Source organism: Mesorhizobium australicum WSM2073, from assembly GCF_000230995.2.
Classification (GTDB): Bacteria; Pseudomonadota; Alphaproteobacteria; order Rhizobiales; family Rhizobiaceae; genus Mesorhizobium; species Mesorhizobium australicum.
Map to the genome: position 1 here is coordinate 4,271,771 of NC_019973.1, position 17,133 is coordinate 4,288,903.

Sequence of the window (17,133 nt, forward strand, 5' to 3'; positions counted from 1 at the left end):
TCTGTTCAGTTCGCCGGCATCGGGCCGAAGCGGATGCGGAAGCGCCTGTTCTCCCGGCCCTTCTTTTCGATCTTGCCGATGTGGATTTCGCCGATTTCGCCGGTGCTCCTCACATGGGTGCCGCCGCAGGGCTGGCTGTCCACCGAGGCATTGTCACCGATGCAGACCAGACGGATCTTGCCGGTGCCAACAGGCGGTCGGACGTTCTTGGACTTCACCAAGCCAGGATTCGCGGCCAATTCCTCGTCGCTGATCAGCCTGGTGAAGATGGGATGATCGGCCCGCACCAGATCCATCATGCCGGCGGTCACCTCTTCCTTGATGAAGCTGGCGTCTGGAATGTCAAAATCGACACGGCTGTCGTCCTCGGAAACCGCCGCCCCGGTGATCGGGAACGGGCAGACAACGGTGAGCAGGTGGCAAGCCGCGTGCATGCGCATCAGCAGATGCCGGCGCTCCCAGTCGATGGCGAGCTTCACCGTCTCGCCCACCTCCGGCAAGGCCTGCTCCGGTGACGGCACATGGATGATCTCGTCCTTGGTCTCGCCAGTGATCGTGGCGGCAATTGCGACGCGGCTGCCGTCGGCACGCTCCAACGTGCCGCTATCGCCCGGCTGGCCGCCGGAAGTGGCATAGAAGATCGTCCGGTCGAGGATGATGCCGCCGCGCTCATTGATGGCGACGACCGTGGCATCCGCCGTGCGGAGATAGGCGTCGTCGCGAAACAGCGCTTCGGTCCGGTGCGCCATCACGTGACCTTCTCGAAGGGCACTGAAATCTTGCTCTGCAATTCCATCCAGCCTGGTACCGGCAGTTGCTTTTCGCGCAGGAATTCGGGGTTGAATAGCTTCGACTGGTAGCGCGTCCCGTAGTCGCAAAGGATCGTCACGATGGTGTGGCCCGGACCCAATTCCGCAGCCAGCCGCACCGCGCCGGCGATGTTGATGCCGGTCGAGCCGCCGACGCACAGGCCTTCCTCCTGGATCAGGTCAAAGACGATCGGCAGCGCGTCCTCATCCCTGATCTGGTAGGAGAAGTCAGGCGTGAAGCCTTCGAGGTTGGCGGTGATGCGCCCCTGCCCGATGCCTTCGGTAATCGAACTGCCTTCTGACTTCAGCTCGCCGCTGGTGTAGAAACTGTAGAGCGCGGCGCCGAGAGGGTCGGCGAGCGCGATCTTGACGTTCTTGCTCTTGGCCTTCAATCCGAGCCCGACACCGGCCAGCGTTCCGCCCGACCCCACCGCCGAGACAAAACCGTCGACCTTGCCGCCGGTCTGGGCCCAGATTTCCTCGGCCGTGGTGCGGATATGGCCATCGCGGTTGGCGACATTGTCGAACTGGTTGGCCCAGATCGCGCCGTTCGGTTCGCTCCTGGCCATCTGCTCCGCCAGCCGTCCCGACAGTTTCACGTAGTTGTTGGGATTCCTGTAAGGCACGGCCGGCACTTCGATCAGCTCGGCGCCCAGCAGCCTGATTGTGTCCTTCTTTTCCTGGCTCTGCGTATCCGGAATGACGATGACAGTGCGATAGCCCAGCGCCTTGGCGACGAGCGTCAGCCCAATGCCGGTGTTGCCGGCGGTTCCCTCGACGATGACACCGCCCGGCAGCAACAGGCCGCGTTGTTCGGCATCACGGATGATGAACAGGCCGGCGCGATCCTTAACCGACTGCCCCGGATTCATGAACTCGGCCTTGCCCAGGATCTCGCAGCCGGTTTCTTCGGAAGCCTTGTTGAGGCGGATCAGGGGCGTGTTGCCGATCGCGTCGATCACTGAACGGGGCATTCGGGATTCCTTGTATGCGTGCGCCGAAACCCTAGAAACCCAACGCTTCGGTTTCAAGGCAAGAATTCGTCTGGTCCAGTCGCATTTCCGGCGCTGCGGTGTATGGATGTCGCTGGGGACCGGTGGACACCGGACAGTTCATTTGCACCCGGCGTCGAGAAGCACTCTTTTCATTCGATTTCTCCACCGCTAGAGCAAGACATCAACAACTCGGCAGGCGCAGCATGACACTCTATCGGGCCGATCCGAACCACGGCGTAGCCTGGGTCACCGGCGGCAGCAGCGGCATTGGCCGCTCGCTGGCCAGGGATCTGGCGTCACAAGGCTATGCGGTGGCGGTGACAGCGCTGGACGACGATCCGATCGACACGCTCATCGTCGAGACCGCGCAGATGCCGGGCAAGGTCGTGTCCTTTCCCTGCGACGTCACCGACGAGCCGCGCATGGCAAGAACGGTGGCGGCGATCGAGAACGGCCTCGGGCCGATCGTGCTCGCTATCTTCAATGCCGGAAATTACATCTCGACACCCGGAGAGTCCCTCGTCGTCAAGGATTTCCGCCGCTCCTTCGAAGTCAACTATTTCGGCATCATCAATGGGCTGGTGCCTGTCGTCGAGCATATGCGGGTGCGCGCGCGTGGGCATGTCGTTCTGGTCGGCTCGGTGACCGCCTATTTCGGCTGGCCGACCACGGCGGCCTATGGCGGTACCAAGGCGGCTATCAACATTCTGGCCGAGTCGCTGAAATATGATTTCGACAAGATGAACATCCGCGTCCAGGTGATTAACCCCGGTTTTGTCGACACGCCATTGACCGAAAAGAACATGCTGCCGATGCCTGGCCTGATGCCGGTCGGCCGCGCGACGCGCCGCATGGTGCGGGGAATCAAATCCGGCGGCTTCGAAGTGACGTTCCCGTACAGAACGAGCTGGCCGTTGAAAATTCTCGGCATGCTGCCAAGGCCGCTATGCCGATGGGTGATCGGCCTGACGACCAGCTGGAAAGCGCGCCCGCTGCATTATGAGCGCAAACCGCCCAACAAATAATGCCCACAGGATTGGTGGCTTGGCCGCCTGAACGGCCGTTGCCTGTTCATGGCCACCACCATAGTTTGAATGTTGTTGTGTGGAGTCTGCGATGGGGCGACGGATCGTGCTTGCTGTGCTGGGCCTGATCGCCGTCCTTGCACTGACCTTCCTACTGGGTGCACGCGTACCCGTCGACACCACGATCCATTTCGATCCTTCCGCCATCGGCGACGACCCACAGGCCTATGTGGCAAAAGTGGAGGCTGCCGTACCTGGTATCCGCGACGGGCTGGAGAAGGAGATCGTCTGGGCCAACCCAATGGTGCACGCAAAGACACCGCTGTCGATCGTCTACATCCACGGCTTTTCCGCATCGAAGGGCGAGATCCGACCCTTGCCCGACGACGTGGCCGACCAGCTCGACGCCAACCTGTTCTACACCCGCCTCACCGGCCACGGGCAGGACGGCGCGGCGATGACGCAAGGCAGCGTCAACGCCTGGATCAACGACTATGAGGAGGCGCTCGCCATCGGCCGGGCAATCGGCGACAAGGTGATCGTCATCTCAACGTCGACCGGCGGCGCGCTGGCGGCCTGGGCAGCGACGCAGCCCGGGGCATCCGAGGGTGTGGCGGCCATTGCATTCATCTCGCCCAATTTCGGCGTGAAAGCATCCGGCGCCGAGATCCTGACCATGCCCTGGGGCAAGCAGATCGCCGAACTCGTCGCCGGCAAGGAACGCAGCTTCGCGCCGCGCAACGCGCTGCATGAGAAATTCTGGACCACCAGATATCCGATCGCCGCGACGATGCCGATGCAGGCGCTGACCGACCTTGCCTATGGCGCGCCGGTGGAGAAGGCGACCATTCCCGCCCTGTTCATCTTCTCGGATATAGACAAGGTCGTGCGACCCGACCGCACGCGTGAGATCGCCGCGCGCTGGGGTGCCGCGCATGAGCTGGTGCCCATCGAAAGCACTGGCGATCCAGACAACCATGTCATTGCCGGCGACGCGCTATCGCCATCCACCACCGCATTCCTGGCGCAACGGATTGCCGTCTGGATCGAAGCGGTGGCGAAGTGAGGTTCGAAGACAAAACGGCGGCTGAAGCAATGTTCAGCCGCCGTTTCATTCGTAGTCGGCACCAGGCAACCGTTAGGAACTGGCCGGTTGCCGCGAGGTTTCGTTAGGCAGCCCGTGCGGCCGGACGCTTGCCGCCGAAGCGGCGCTTGTTGTTGCCCTTGAAGGGTTTTGCACCTTCCGGCTTGCGCTCACCGGCAAAGGCCGGCTTGTCGCCGAAACGCTTCTTGCCGAAGCCGTTGTTCGGCTTCTTCTCGCCGCCCGGCCGCCTGCCGTCGCGACGGCCATTGCGGTCGCGATCGTTGGCAGGTTCGAAGCGCTCGTTCTTTTCCGCAGGATTGCGTGCGGGATCGGGGCTGCCGAGATGGTCGGCAACGATTGGCAGCTTCGTGCGGATGATGCGCTCGACCTGACGCAGCTTGCTGTTCTCCGAAGGATCGCAGAGCGTGATCGCGATGCCATCCATACCGTTGCGGCCGGTGCGGCCGATACGGTGGACATAGCTTTCGGCTTCGTCCGGCAGGTCGAAATTCACGACATGGCTGATGCCGGGCACGTCGATGCCGCGCGCGGCGATGTCGGTCGCGACCAGAATGCGCACCGATCCATCACGGAAATCATTCAGTGCCTTCTGACGGGCATTCTGCGACTTGTTGCCATGAATGACGGCGGCCTTGAAGCCGTCGCGTTCCAGGTCCTTGGTCACCCGGTCCGCGCCATGCTTGGTGCGCGAGAAGATGATGACGGACTTCATCGCTTCGTCGGCGAGCATCGTCGACAGCACCTGGCGCTTCTGCTTGGTGCGGGCGAAGACGACGCCCTGGACGATCTCTGCCGCCGCGGTGCTTTGCGGCGAGACCTCGATGCGGACCGGGTTCTTCAGGAGGCCCTTGGCGAGTTCGGCGATCTCGTCCGGCATGGTGGCCGAGAACAGCGCCGTCTGACGATCGGGCGCGGTCGCCTTGGCGATGCGCTTGACGTCGTTGATGAAGCCCATGTCGAGCATGCGGTCGCCCTCGTCCAGCACCAGCCATTTGGTGTCGGAGAGGATGAGGTCGCCCTCGCGCACCAGGTCGGTCAACCGGCCGGGCGTGGCGATGAGGATATCGACGCCGGGAGCAACCTTCTTCACCTGGCTGAAGCGCGAGACACCGCCCAGCACGAGTGCCGTCGAGACATGCGCGCCCTTGGCGAGGATCTTGATGGTGTCCTCGATTTGCACCGCGAGTTCGCGGGTCGGCGCCAGGATGAGCGCGCGGGTCGTCTTGGCGCGCCGCTTGGTGCCGAGTGCGATGATCTTCGACAGGATCGGCAGCGCGAAGGCAGCGGTCTTGCCGGAGCCGGTCTGGGCGATGCCGAAAATGTCACGGCCTTCCAGCTGCGGCGGGATCGCCTGCATCTGGATCGGCTTCGGTTCGGCGAAGCCGGCATTGTGGGTGGCCTTGAGCAGCGCACCGGTAATTCCCAGCGCCGCGAAACCGGAGAGTTCCGCGGTGTCGTTGCCGGGCAATGTGTTTTCGTTGGTCAAAATAATCTTCTTTCACGCGGCCTCTGGCCGCAAACGTCAATGGCGGCAGGGCGCAACCTGCCGTCGAAAATTTGATATGAAACGACAAGGCGGGCGGACGCGTGCGTCCACTCGGCTGCGCTGTCGTGCCCGCAGGCTTCATGCCACGGGGCTTTTTCGCCACTTTGTGATGTACCGGAAGAGGGCCGATATACCGGAAAGAGGGAAAACAGACGCAACCAGTCTCATTTGTCGAGAAGGCCGGAATCTCCCGGCCCAAGCGCCTATGGGCTGGATATGGCTGAGTTCGCCCCGGAATGCAAGGGGCGCGATGTTGCGGTGCAGCAAAAACCAGCCAAAAAGCCGACGCTTGCACTCCCCGACCGGCATCATTACCACAAACGCGGCTTCCGATTTTGGGGATCGAACGATGAAGGACGTGCTGAAGGAACTCGAGCGGCGGCGCGACATCGCCCGCATGGGTGGTGGCCAGGCCCGTATCGATGCGCAGCACAAGAAGGGCAAGCTCACCGCGCGCGAACGCATCGAAGTGTTTCTCGACGAAGGCTCATTCGAGGAATTCGACATGTATGTCGAGCACCGCTCGACCGATTTCGGCATGGAGAAGACCAAGATCGCCGGCGACGGCGTCGTCACCGGCTGGGGCACGGTCAATGGCCGTCCCGTTTACCTCTTCGCCAAGGATTTTACCGTGTTCGGCGGTTCGCTGTCGGAAGCCCATGCCGAGAAGGTCATCAAGGTGCAGGAGATGGCGCTGCGCAACCGTGCGCCAATCATCGGCCTCTACGATGCCGGCGGGGCGCGTATCCAGGAGGGCGTGGCAGCCCTCGGCGGCTATGCCGAGATCTTTCAGCGCAACGTGCTTGCGTCCGGCGTCATTCCGCAGATTTCGGTCATCATGGGCCCATGCGCCGGCGGTGACGTCTATTCGCCCGCCATGACCGACTTCATCTTCATGGTGCGCGACACCTCCTACATGTTCGTCACCGGACCGGACGTGGTGAAGACCGTGACCAATGAGACGGTGACCGCCGAGAGCCTCGGCGGCGCGTCGGTGCACACGACGAAGTCCTCGATCGCCGACGGCGCCTATGACAATGACGTCGAGGCGCTCTTGCAGATGCGGCGGCTGATCGACCTGTTGCCGGCTTCCAACACGTCGGAGATCCCCGAGATCGAATGCTACCAGTCGGTCACCGACCATGACATGTCGCTCGACCGGCTGATCCCCGACAACGCCAACAAGCCTTACGACATCAAGGAATTGATCCTGAAGGTCGCCGACGAGGGCGATTTCTTCGAGATCCAGCAGAGTTTTGCCAAGAACATCGTGACCGGTTTCGGCCGGGTCGAAGGCCGGACCGTCGGCTTTGTCGCCAACCAGCCGATGGTGCTGGCCGGCGTGCTCGATTCCGACGCCAGCCGCAAGGCGGCGCGCTTCGTGCGCTTCTGCGACTGTTTTTCTATTCCCATCGTCACCTTCGTCGATGTTCCAGGCTTTTTGCCGGGCACGGCGCAGGAATATGGCGGGCTGATCAAGCACGGCGCCAAGCTGCTTTTCGCCTATGCCGAGGCGACCGTGCCGAAGATCACCGTGATCACCCGCAAGGCCTATGGCGGCGCCTATGATGTGATGGCGTCAAAACATCTGCGCGGCGACATGAACTATGCCTGGCCGACGGCGCAGATCGCCGTCATGGGGGCGAGAGGCGCGGTCGAGATCATCTACCGCAAGGACATCGGCGATGCCGAAAAGATCGCGGCTCATACAAAGGCTTACGAGGACCGCTTCCTGTCGCCTTTCGTGGCCGCCGAGCGCGGCTATGTCGACGAGGTGATCATGCCGCATTCGACCCGCCGCCGCATGGCCCGGGCGCTTCGCATGCTGCGCAACAAGGATATCCAGAACCCCTGGAAGAAGCACGACAACATCCCGCTGTGAACGGCATCGAGGTCATCGCTCAAGTGCGGTTGAACAGCGCCCTCCTCCGGCAGCCACCAGTTCGCGCAGCACCGGCACCATCGCCAGCGGCAAATCCTCGGCGATCAACCCCGGTCCGAACCTTCTGCCGGTCTCGGCATGGATCCAGACCGCCGCGCAGGCCGCTTCGAAAGCCGGCATGCCTTGGGCAAGCAGTCCGGTCGTGATGCCGGACAACACATCGCCCGATCCTGCGGTGGCAAGCCAGGCCGCGCCGTTGGAATTGATCGCCGCCCTGCCATCGGGAGCGGCGACCACCGTGTCGGCGCCCTTGTAGACGATGACGGCATTGGCGCGCGCTGCCGCCGCGCGTGCCTTGTCCAGCTTGGACGAGACATTGTCATCGGCGATATCTGCGAACAGCCTGGCGAATTCGCCTTCGTGCGGTGTCATCACCAGCGCGGGCGCGTCCGGCCTGCGGGCGGCTTCGAACAAGACATCCGGCGCCTCACGAAACGAGGTGATCGCGTCGGCGTCGAAGACCAGGCCGTCAATTCCGGTGGACGCGGCCGGCTTGCCCGACGCGAGTAGCGCAAGTGCGAACGCCCGGGTTTTTTCGCCGATGCCAAAGCCGGGCCCGAGAACGAAGGCCGATGGCCGGCGCTCCCCGACGAATGCTTCTATGTCGGCAGCTTCGTCGGCCTTGCGCAGCATGATCGAGGTCAGGTGCGCGGCATTGACCTGCATGGCGTTGCCCGGCGACAGAACCGTCACCGCCCCTGCCCCGCTTCGGGCAGCGGCAAGGGCTGAGAGCCGCGCCGCGCCGGTGGCGTTCGGCCCGCCGGAAAAGACGCCGACATGACCGCGCTTGTATTTGTGGGCATCGATTGCCGGCACCGGTAAATCGCGCAACCAAAGCGCTGGTCCGTTCTCGAACGTGCGGGGCTGCAGCCTTGCGATGATCTCCGCCACTATGCCGATATCGGCAAGCACGATCTCGCCGCATCTTTCCCGGCCCGGCAGCAGCAGATGGCCGGGTTTCTTGCGCGCGAAGGTCACTGTGAGGTCTGCTGAAAACGACGTTCCGAGCACTTTGCCGCTGTCACCGGAAATGCCGGAAGGCAGGTCGACGGCGACAACCCGCAAATGCAGCTTGGCGGCCAGATTGACCGCCCTGGCGGCTTCGCCGGACAGCGGCTTGGACAGCCCTGCCCCATAAAGCGCATCGACCACGATCGAGCGGGGACCGGGATCAAAGTCCGATAGCGGTCGGGGCTTGATGGGGCATTCCGCGGCGGCGACTGCCGCGTCGCTACCCGGCCTCGGCGGGCCAGACGTCCAGACCGTGGTGGCGACACCGCTGCCGGCCAGAATGCGAGCGACGACATAACCGTCGCCGCCATTGTTGCCCGGGCCGCATAACACATGGACATGCGCTGCCGAGGGATAGCGGCTGAGCACTTCGGTCGCGACGGCCCGCCCGGCACGGCGCATCAATCCAACGCCGTCGGTTGGACCTGCTGCAATTGTCAGCCGATCCGCCTCGCCCATCTCGGCGGAGGTAAGAAGTTCGTGGCTCATGGATTGCCGATCCGCATTCGATCAAGCATTGTCCAGTTTTCGGCTCGACGCAAACGGGGAGGAGTTGGCGCTGTCATGAGCACGTCGATCGGCGCGAGGATTGCAGGCACCGATCTGCCCGCAGGATGAGCAATTTGCCCGAATATTGGGCAGACATGCACAGTCGTGCCGGGTAGGCTGCAGCCATCTATGCCGCTTCCGATGCAGCGAATGACGCGGATTTGCATATGGGCGTGACATGACTTTGAAATCGTATGACACCGCTTCTGTTCCCTCCGACTGGCACAGTTCGTGCTTGATTGAGGCGCAAGCGGGGGCTCACAACCCGTTTTTTTGGCAGTGGAGGCCACTTTTTACATGAAAAAGATCGAAGCGATCATCAAGCCATTCAAGCTGGACGAAGTGAAGGAAGCGCTTCAGGAGGCCGGACTGCAAGGCATTACGGTGACCGAGGCCAAAGGCTTCGGCCGCCAGAAGGGTCATACCGAACTCTACCGCGGCGCTGAATATGTCGTCGATTTCCTGCCCAAGGTGAAAATCGAGGTCGTCCTTGGCGACGATGCCGTGGAAGGCGCGATCGAGGCAATCCGCAAGGCGGCCCAGACCGGCCGCATCGGCGACGGCAAGATCTTCGTCTCCAACATCGAGGAAGTGGTGCGCATCCGCACCGGCGAAACCGGAATGGACGCGGTTTGATCCGAGCCGGCCATCCTCTAAGAAACGTCATCTATCAAAAAACGTCAGCACACAGGGATTACATGACATGACGACAGCCAAAGACATCATGAAGCAGATCAAGGACAACGACGTGAAATTCGTCGACCTGCGCTTCACCGACCCGAAGGGCAAGCTGCAGCACGTCACCATGGATGTCGTCGAGGTCGAGGAAGACATGTTCGCCGACGGTGTCATGTTCGACGGCTCCTCGATCGCCGGCTGGAAGGCCATCAACGAATCCGACATGGTGCTGATGCCCGATCCGGACACCGTCCACATGGATCCGTTCTTCGCGCAGTCGACCATGGTCATCCTGTGCGACATTCTCGATCCGGTCTCGGGCGAATCCTACAACCGCGACCCGCGCGGCACCGCCAAGAAGGCCGAGGCCTACATGAAGTCGGAAGGCATCGGCGACACCATCTATGTCGGCCCGGAAGCCGAGTTCTTCGTGTTCGACGACGTGAAATACAAGGCCGATCCCTATAACACCGGCTTCAAGCTCGATTCGACGGAACTGCCGTCGAACGACGACACCGATTACGAGACCGGCAACCTCGGCCACCGCCCGCGCATCAAGGGTGGCTATTTCCCGGTGCCGCCGATCGATTCGGCGCAGGACATGCGCTCCGAGATGCTGACGGTGCTCGCTGAAATGGGGGTTCGCGTCGAAAAGCACCACCACGAGGTGGCAGCCGCCCAGCACGAGCTCGGCATCAAGTTCGACACGCTTGTCCGCAACGCCGACAAGATGCTGATCTACAAGTACGTCGTGCACCAGGTCGCCAATGCCTATGGCAAGACGGCCACCTTCATGCCGAAGCCGATCTTCGGCGACAACGGCTCGGGCATGCACGTTCACCAGTCGATCTGGAAAGGCGGCAAGCCGACTTTCGCCGGCAATGAATATGCCGGTCTTTCGGAGAGCTGCCTGTTCTACATCGGCGGCATCATCAAGCATGCCAAGGCGATCAACGCCTTCACCAACCCGCTGACCAACTCCTACAAGCGCCTGGTGCCGGGCTACGAGGCGCCGGTGCTGCTCGCCTATTCGGCGCGCAACCGTTCGGCTTCCTGCCGCATCCCGTTCGGCAGCTCACCAAAGGCCAAGCGCGTCGAAGTCCGCTTCCCCGATCCGGGCGCGAACCCCTACCTCGCTTTCGCCGCCATGCTGATGGCAGGTCTCGACGGCATCAAGAACAAGATCCATCCGGGACAGCCGATGGACAAGGATCTCTACGACCTGCCGCCGAAGGAACTGAAGAAGATCCCGACCGTCTGCGGTTCGCTGCGCGAAGCGCTCCAGAGCCTCGACAAGGACCGCGGCTTCCTGAAGGCCGGCGGCGTCTTCGACGACGACCAGATCGACAGCTATATCGAGCTCAAGATGGCCGAAGTGATGCGCTTCGAAATGACCCCGCATCCGGTCGAGTACGACATGTACTATTCGGTCTAGGATTCCGCTCGAATAATGTTTCAAGGCCCTTGAAGGTTTTCCCCTTCAAGGGCTTTTTGCTGATCCAAAGGCTCATCTATGGATTGCGTGCGGCCAGCCACGCAACGATGGTCAACTTGCTTTTTTGGGGGACGCAATCAATCGCCAGGAGCGAGCGGCACACTGCCTCAGGCTGCAATGCCCGCTCGTCCGGCGCCCCCGCCAATGCCGTCGTTCACGAAACCCCCGCCCCGTTCGAACAGCATCGCTTGGCGTAACCCCAAGGCCACGAATACGCATGCCGCGGCGTAGCCTGTCAACGCCGCCACACGGAGGCATAAATCGCCGATTTCAATGTATGAACAGTGGCTTATATAAAGGACCGCCGCGTACGAACCGAGCTGAAACAGGCTGTTTTCCGGGCTTTTTCAATGAAAACTTGGAACCGCACGAGACGAGTAGCGGCAAGGAGCGTCAGCCAAAGCCGCTCGTTTTGGTGAAACCGCTCGTTGTTTTTCAACCTGACTTTTTTTGGGGGAATTCGCCGCTCCGGGGCAGTCGGTGACGACGCTGACCGCGCGTGGCGTCATGTCGGGTCGGTAAAAAGAAAGGCCCGGGCGCTTCCGCCCAGGCCTGTCTGCAAGAACATCCATCTGCCGCGCATTGAAGCGCCCGCAAAACGGATCAGGCGGCGGCCGAAATCTCTGCGCTCGCCGGCACCGAAGCGATCGTCTTCAGGATCTGCGAGGCGATCTGGTAGGGGTCGCCCTGCGAGTTCGGACGGCGGTCCTCCAGATAGCCCTTGTAATCGTTCTTGACGAACGAATGCGGGACGCGGATCGAGGCGCCGCGATCGGCGATGCCATAGCTGAACCTGTTCCACGGCGCGGTCTCGTGCTTGCCGGTCAGACGTTTGTCGTTGTCCGGGCCGTAGACGGCGATGTGGTCCATCAGGTTCTTGTCGAAAGCCGCCATCAGCGCTTCGAAATAGGCCTTGCCGCCGACTTCACGCATATAGGTGGTCGAGAAATTGGCATGCATGCCCGAGCCGTTCCAGTCGGTGTCGCCGAGGGGCTTGCAGTGGTATTCGATGTCGATGCCGTACTTTTCGGTCAAGCGCTGCATCAGATAGCGGGCCATCCACATCTGGTCGGCGGCCTTTTTGGAACCCTTGCCGAATATCTGGAATTCCCACTGCCCCTTCGCCACTTCGGCGTTGATGCCTTCATGGTTGATGCCGGCCGCGAGGCAGAGATCAAGATGTTCCTCGACGATCTGGCGCGCAACGGAGCCGACATTCGAGTAGCCGACGCCGGTATAGTACGGCCCCTGCGGTGCGGGATAGCCGCTCTCGGGAAAGCCGAGCGGACGGCCGTCCTTGTAGAAGAAATACTCCTGCTCGAAGCCGAACCAGGCGCCTTCGTCGTCGAGGATAGTGGCGCGCTTGTTGGATGCATGCGGCGTAACGCCGTCGGGCATCATGACTTCGCACATGACGAGCACGCCGTTGGTGCGGGCCGGATCGGGATAGACCGCGACCGGCTTCAGCACGCAATCGGAGCTGTGGCCCTCGGCCTGCTGCGTCGAGGATCCGTCGAAACCCCACAGCGGCAGCTGCTCGAGCGTCGGGAACTCAGCGAATTCCTTGATCTGCGTCTTGCCGCGAAGATTCGGGACCGGGGTGTATCCATCGAGCCAGATATACTCGAGCTTGTATTTGGTCATTCTAGAGCCTCTCGTTGCTTGGACACCGCAAGCAGGCGGATGTCGATGCATGGCCGAAACAGGCCGGCCTGCCGATGGATAAAAAGCAATTCGTGTGCCACTCGGCTCTCGCAGGGTGCGGCAAAATGATCGTGCCCAGGCGATTATTTTAATGAGCCGCCTCAGCAATGCTTGCGGATGATCCAGGCAGCAATATTGCTTAAATCATAGGCAAATCATGATCTTTTCATAGGCATATTGCCTAAATGAATCGCAGGACCTATTTTGGTGAAAGCTGAATCAACGAGCGCCTGAAAAAGCGGGGAGACCGGCAATGCAAGTCACGCAATCGCGTCCGTCGGCGAAAATCCTGATGTTCCCGCTGGCAGCGCGCAGGTCTGCCTTAAATTTAGGCGCCAAGGCCAAATTCGCGGCAGAGCTTGCCGCGCTTCGCGGCGAGCACGCCGATTTCGATGGCTGGTACCACGAGGCCGCCGTCGAGGAAGAAGACCTGCGGCGGAAGGGCTGAACCCTTCCACGTCGATCTTGAATAAAAAAGCCCGGCGCGATCGCTCGCGCCGGGCTTTTCGTTCTGGCCTACCGACTATTCCTTGGCGTGCAGGTCGGTGCCGAGCGTGTCCTTGACGAAGATCATGCCGATGATCAGCGTCATCGCCGCGATGACCACCGGATACCAAAGGCCGTAGTAGATGTCGCCCTTGTAGGCGCTGAGCGCGAACACCGTCGCCGGCAGCAGGCCGCCGAACCAGCCATTGCCGATGTGGTAGGGCAATGACATGCCCGTGTAGCGAATGCGAGTCGGGAACATCTCGACAAGGATCGCCGCGATCGGCCCATAGACCATGGTCACGAACAGGACCAGGATGAACAGGATGCCGATCGTCATCGGCCAGTTAACCGCCGCCGGATCGGCGAACATGGCAAAGGCGCCGCCGCCCGGTATGTTGTAGACGGTGACCTCGGGTGCGCCCGCTGCCTCATCGGCGGTCAAGAGCTTGTCCTTAACCGCCTGGTCGGTCGGCACCGCTGCCTTTTCGCCGCCGCGGATGGCGGCTGCGTCGAGCTTAAGTTCAGGATTGGCTGCGATGAAGGCATCGAGTTTCTGGTCCGCGACCTTGATCGCCCCTCGCTTCAACGGATAGCCGCCGTCCTGCAAGGACATGTTGACTGCCTTGACGAAGGCGGCGTCCTTGGCCTTGGCCTGATCGCCGGCGGCGACCGCATCGTAGGACGCCACTGTCTCTGTACCGATCTTGACTGACGCAGGCGTCCCGGCCGCTGCCGTCGACACCACTTCATAGGGAACCGAGTTCTTGGTCAGGAACGAAGTCGCGATGTCGCAGGACGTCGTGAACTTCGCCGTGCCGACCGGATTGAACTGGAACTTGCAGTCGCCGGGAGCTGCCGTCACCGTTGCCCGAGTGCTCTGCTGAGCCTTGGCGAGCGCCGGATTGGCGGCCCAGGTCAACGCCTTGAACAGCGGGAAGGTACAGACGATGGCCAGCGCAAGGCCAGCCATGATGATCGGCTTGCGGCCGATCTTGTCGGAGAGCCAGCCGAAGACGACGAAGAAGATCGAGCCGATAGCCAGCGCGATGGCGATCATGATGTTGACCGACTGCGCGTCGACCTTCAGCACGTTCTGCAGGAAGAACAGCGCGTAGAACTGGCCATTGTACCAAACCACGGCCTGACCGGCGGTGAGGCCGAGCAGCGCCAGGAGCGCGATCTTGGCGTTCTTCCACTGACCAAAGGCTTCCGAGAGCGGCGCCTTTGAGCCCTTGCCTTCGTCCTTCATCTTCTGGAAGGTCGGAGACTCCGAGAGTGACAACCGGATCCAGATCGAAACGGCGAGCAGCAGGAAAGAGACGATGAACGGAATGCGCCAGCCCCAGGCGGCGTAGGTCTCCTTGCTCAGCGATCCCTGTACGATCAGGATGACGATCAGCGACAGGAACAGGCCGAGCGTCGCTGTTGTCTGGATCCACGAGGTGTAGAAGCCACGGCGGTCATCGGGTGCATGTTCGGCGACATAGGTCGCCGCGCCGCCATATTCGCCGCCCAGCGCCAAACCCTGCAGCATGCGCAGGACGATAAGGATCACCGGAGCCGCGATGCCCAAGGTTGCATAGCCGGGCAGCAGACCGACCAGGAAGGTCGACAGGCCCATGATCGTCATTGTGACCAGGAACGTGTATTTGCGGCCGACGAGGTCGCCGATGCGACCGAACAGCAGCGCGCCGAACGGGCGAACCAGGAAGCCTGCGGCAAAGGCCAGCAGCGCGAAGATGTTGCGCGTTGCCTCGGGAATGGTCGGACTGAAAAAGGTCGAGCCGATGAAAGCCGCCAGTGAGCCGTAGAGATAGAAATCGTACCATTCGAAAACAGTGCCGAGCGAGGAAGCGAAGATGACTTTCTTCTCCTCCCGCGTCATGCCGCGGCTCGTTCCGCCGGCGGTCGATGCCATTGCCATAGAGCTATCCTCCCGTGAGACTTCGATGCTGTGCGCCGACGTCCGCGTTCTCCTCCGAACGCGGACTCAAAGACGCAGCCAACACAGGAAAAATGGCAGAAAGGGCGGGGAAAGGGCACCGCGACGATGGGATTATGACTTTCGTATTAGGTGCAGTGCGAAGGCGGAGCGAAGCCCTCAGGCCCGCAGCGCTTCGAGCAAGCTGACGGCGGCCATCATGTCCCGTTTGCGAGCGGCGCGGCGCGCGACGGCTTCGGCGTCCTGTCCCCACTGTGCGATCTGCCAGTCCTCATCGACATGGCCGGCGGCCCAGGCCTCCTCGCCGTCGAGCTCGCCGAAATCGACCGCCAACGCCAGCAATGCCGAGCCGGTCAACGATGTCATGACATGGATGGCGGCAAGGCGCAGCGGTTCGGCGCGTTGCGCCAGATGGCTGCCCAGCACGGCAATGGTTTCGCGTGGCTGCTCGACATGGATGATGCCCTCGGCAAGGTTGAAACGGGCCCCAAGTGCTGCGCGAGCCCAGTCGATGACGGGATCCCACCGCTCGTTCTGCCGCTCGACCAGCCCTTGCGGGGCATCGGCGCGATAACAGAGCAGATCCGACGAGGCAAAACGCAGAATGTCTTCCAGCACCGCCTGCGGATCGCTGGCCACGCCATCGATGGCGGTGTTGACCAGCCGCATCACCGGCATCGTCATCGGATTGATCGTCTCGCCCTGTTCCGCGAACTCGCCGGCAACCAGCGTCGCGGCCGCCTCGGTCGGCAGCGCCAGCATTGCCTTGCCCGGCGTGCGCACCGGCTTGCCGTCGAGATGGACGGCAAAGCCACCTTCCGCCGACGCGACCGAGACCTCCTTATAGAAGCGCTTGGGCAGCGGCGTCTTCATCTGAATCTGGGCGCGACGCACCGGATCCGGATCGGAAAGATACTTGCCCGCTTCGAGGTCGTTGAGGATATCACGCATGAAGTGCCTTTCTTACACCGGTATCAGCTTGCGTGCCGGCCGGTTGACGATGATCAGGCCGGCCGCAATCAAGCCAAGTGCAAGAAAAATGCGAATGGTCAGCGGCTCGTTCAAGATGATCGCACCGCACAGGACACCGAAGACCGGCGACAGGAAGGTGAAGCTGGACAAGCCTGAAGCCGGATAGCGGCGCAGCAGCCAGAACCAGAGCACATAGGTGAAAGCGACGATATAGACCGCCTGGAAAAGCAGCGCCAATGTCGGCAACAGGGACGGATCGCGCACCGGTGGGCCGGCAAGAGGCAGCACCATCATGCCAACGATCGCCGCGCCGGCGAGTTGATAGAGCAGCAGTTTTTCCGCACTCGCCTCGACCAGTTTTGATCGTTTGATAAGGATATTGGTCAGGGCCCAGAAAAACCCCGAACCGAGGCTCAGGAGATCACCGAACAGCATGTCTCCGCTACCGCCGAGCTTGTCGGAAAAGACCGTGGCAAGACCGGCGAAGGCCAACAGCAGGCCGAGAAACTTGCGCATGGTGATCTGTTCGCCGAGCAGGAAATGGCCGCCGATCAGCATCCAGAACGGCATTGAGTTGACCAGCAGCGTATTGCGCGCCACGGTCGTATGCTCCAGGCCAACGTAGAGACAAAGGAACTCAACGCCGAAAAGCACGCCGACCGCAATGCCCGCCGGCAATGTCCCATCCCTGCTGAACAGCGCAATGCCGCGCCAGCGGCACCAGAGAAAGACGCAGAAACCACCGATGACCGAACGCGCGATCGATAGGAAGACGGGATCATAGCCTGCATAGGAGATCTTGGCGGCGACGTAGTTCAGCCCCCAGGAAAAGGTCAGGCCGACCATGATGGCGGCTGCGGCCATGTCGACC

At 61.8% G+C, this 17,133-nt stretch carries 14 protein-coding genes; 6 read left to right on the forward strand and 8 right to left on the reverse strand.

Features of this window, described 5'->3' with window-relative positions; genetic code table 11:
* Positions 1-5: 5 nt before the first annotated feature.
* Complete coding sequence (locus MESAU_RS20485) at positions 6-749, reverse strand: alanyl-tRNA editing protein (protein ID WP_015317954.1); 744 nt, start codon at positions 747-749, stop codon at positions 6-8.
* A complete protein-coding gene (locus MESAU_RS20490) occupies positions 749-1,783 on the reverse strand; it encodes a cysteine synthase A (protein ID WP_015317955.1) in 1,035 nt (344 codons plus the stop codon). Before MESAU_RS20490 ends, MESAU_RS20485 begins: the two co-directional genes overlap by 1 nt.
* 224 nt (positions 1,784-2,007) lie before the next feature.
* Here MESAU_RS20490 and MESAU_RS20495 point away from each other — a divergent pair, with 224 nt between their 5' ends.
* On the forward strand, positions 2,008-2,829 hold the full coding sequence (locus MESAU_RS20495) for an SDR family oxidoreductase (RefSeq protein ID WP_015317956.1): 822 nt from the start codon (positions 2,008-2,010) through the stop codon (positions 2,827-2,829).
* A gap of 91 nt (positions 2,830-2,920) precedes the next feature.
* A complete protein-coding gene (locus MESAU_RS20500; RefSeq protein WP_015317957.1) occupies positions 2,921-3,895 on the forward strand; it encodes an alpha/beta hydrolase in 975 nt (324 codons plus the stop codon).
* A 103-nt stretch (positions 3,896-3,998) separates the two neighbouring features.
* Here the strand turns inward: MESAU_RS20500 and MESAU_RS20505 are convergent, their stop codons facing one another.
* The gene (locus MESAU_RS20505; protein ID WP_015317958.1) at positions 3,999-5,420 is read right to left on the reverse strand and encodes a DEAD/DEAH box helicase; all 1,422 of its coding nucleotides are present in this window, start codon (positions 5,418-5,420) and stop codon (positions 3,999-4,001) included.
* A gap of 409 nt (positions 5,421-5,829) precedes the next feature.
* On the opposite strand from MESAU_RS20505, the gene MESAU_RS20510 reads away from it, so the two are divergent.
* Positions 5,830-7,362 (forward strand): acyl-CoA carboxylase subunit beta, encoded by a 1,533-nt coding sequence (locus MESAU_RS20510; RefSeq protein WP_015317959.1) that lies wholly within the window; start codon positions 5,830-5,832, stop codon positions 7,360-7,362.
* Positions 7,363-7,374: 12 nt separating this feature from the next.
* On the opposite strand, the gene MESAU_RS20515 is transcribed toward MESAU_RS20510, so the two are convergent.
* Positions 7,375-8,922, reverse strand: a complete 1,548-nt coding sequence (locus tag MESAU_RS20515; protein WP_015317960.1) for a bifunctional ADP-dependent NAD(P)H-hydrate dehydratase/NAD(P)H-hydrate epimerase — start codon at positions 8,920-8,922, stop codon at positions 7,375-7,377.
* A gap of 357 nt (positions 8,923-9,279) precedes the next feature.
* Here MESAU_RS20515 and MESAU_RS20520 point away from each other — a divergent pair, with 357 nt between their 5' ends.
* On the forward strand, positions 9,280-9,618 hold the full coding sequence (locus MESAU_RS20520) for a P-II family nitrogen regulator (RefSeq protein WP_006205430.1): 339 nt from the start codon (positions 9,280-9,282) through the stop codon (positions 9,616-9,618).
* 67 nt (positions 9,619-9,685) lie between these two features.
* Positions 9,686-11,095, forward strand: a complete 1,410-nt coding sequence (gene glnA / locus MESAU_RS20525) for a type I glutamate--ammonia ligase (RefSeq protein ID WP_015317961.1) — start codon at positions 9,686-9,688, stop codon at positions 11,093-11,095.
* A 663-nt stretch (positions 11,096-11,758) separates the two neighbouring features.
* Here the strand turns inward: glnA and MESAU_RS20535 are convergent.
* Positions 11,759-12,799: a glutamine synthetase beta-grasp domain-containing protein gene (locus MESAU_RS20535; protein ID WP_015317962.1), complete on the reverse strand. Its 1,041-nt coding sequence runs from the start codon at positions 12,797-12,799 to the stop codon at positions 11,759-11,761.
* A gap of 313 nt (positions 12,800-13,112) precedes the next feature.
* Here MESAU_RS20535 and MESAU_RS20540 point away from each other — a divergent pair, with 313 nt between their 5' ends.
* Positions 13,113-13,307: a DUF2735 domain-containing protein gene (locus MESAU_RS20540; RefSeq protein WP_015317963.1), complete on the forward strand. Its 195-nt coding sequence runs from the start codon at positions 13,113-13,115 to the stop codon at positions 13,305-13,307.
* A 75-nt stretch (positions 13,308-13,382) separates the two neighbouring features.
* Here MESAU_RS20540 and MESAU_RS20545 read toward each other — a convergent pair whose 3' ends face one another.
* The 3 genes from MESAU_RS20545 to MESAU_RS20555 all read right to left on the reverse strand — a co-directional run bounded on the left by MESAU_RS20545 (position 13,383) and on the right by MESAU_RS20555 (position 17,126).
* Positions 13,383-15,272 (reverse strand): MFS transporter, encoded by a 1,890-nt coding sequence (locus MESAU_RS20545; protein ID WP_015317964.1) that lies wholly within the window; start codon positions 15,270-15,272, stop codon positions 13,383-13,385.
* 177 nt (positions 15,273-15,449) lie between these two features.
* Positions 15,450-16,241, reverse strand: a complete 792-nt coding sequence (locus MESAU_RS20550) for an ATP12 family chaperone protein (protein WP_015317965.1) — start codon at positions 16,239-16,241, stop codon at positions 15,450-15,452.
* A gap of 12 nt (positions 16,242-16,253) precedes the next feature.
* Positions 16,254-17,126, reverse strand: a complete 873-nt coding sequence (locus MESAU_RS20555) for a DMT family transporter (RefSeq protein ID WP_051041371.1) — start codon at positions 17,124-17,126, stop codon at positions 16,254-16,256.
* Between the last annotated feature and the right edge of the window lie 7 nt (positions 17,127-17,133).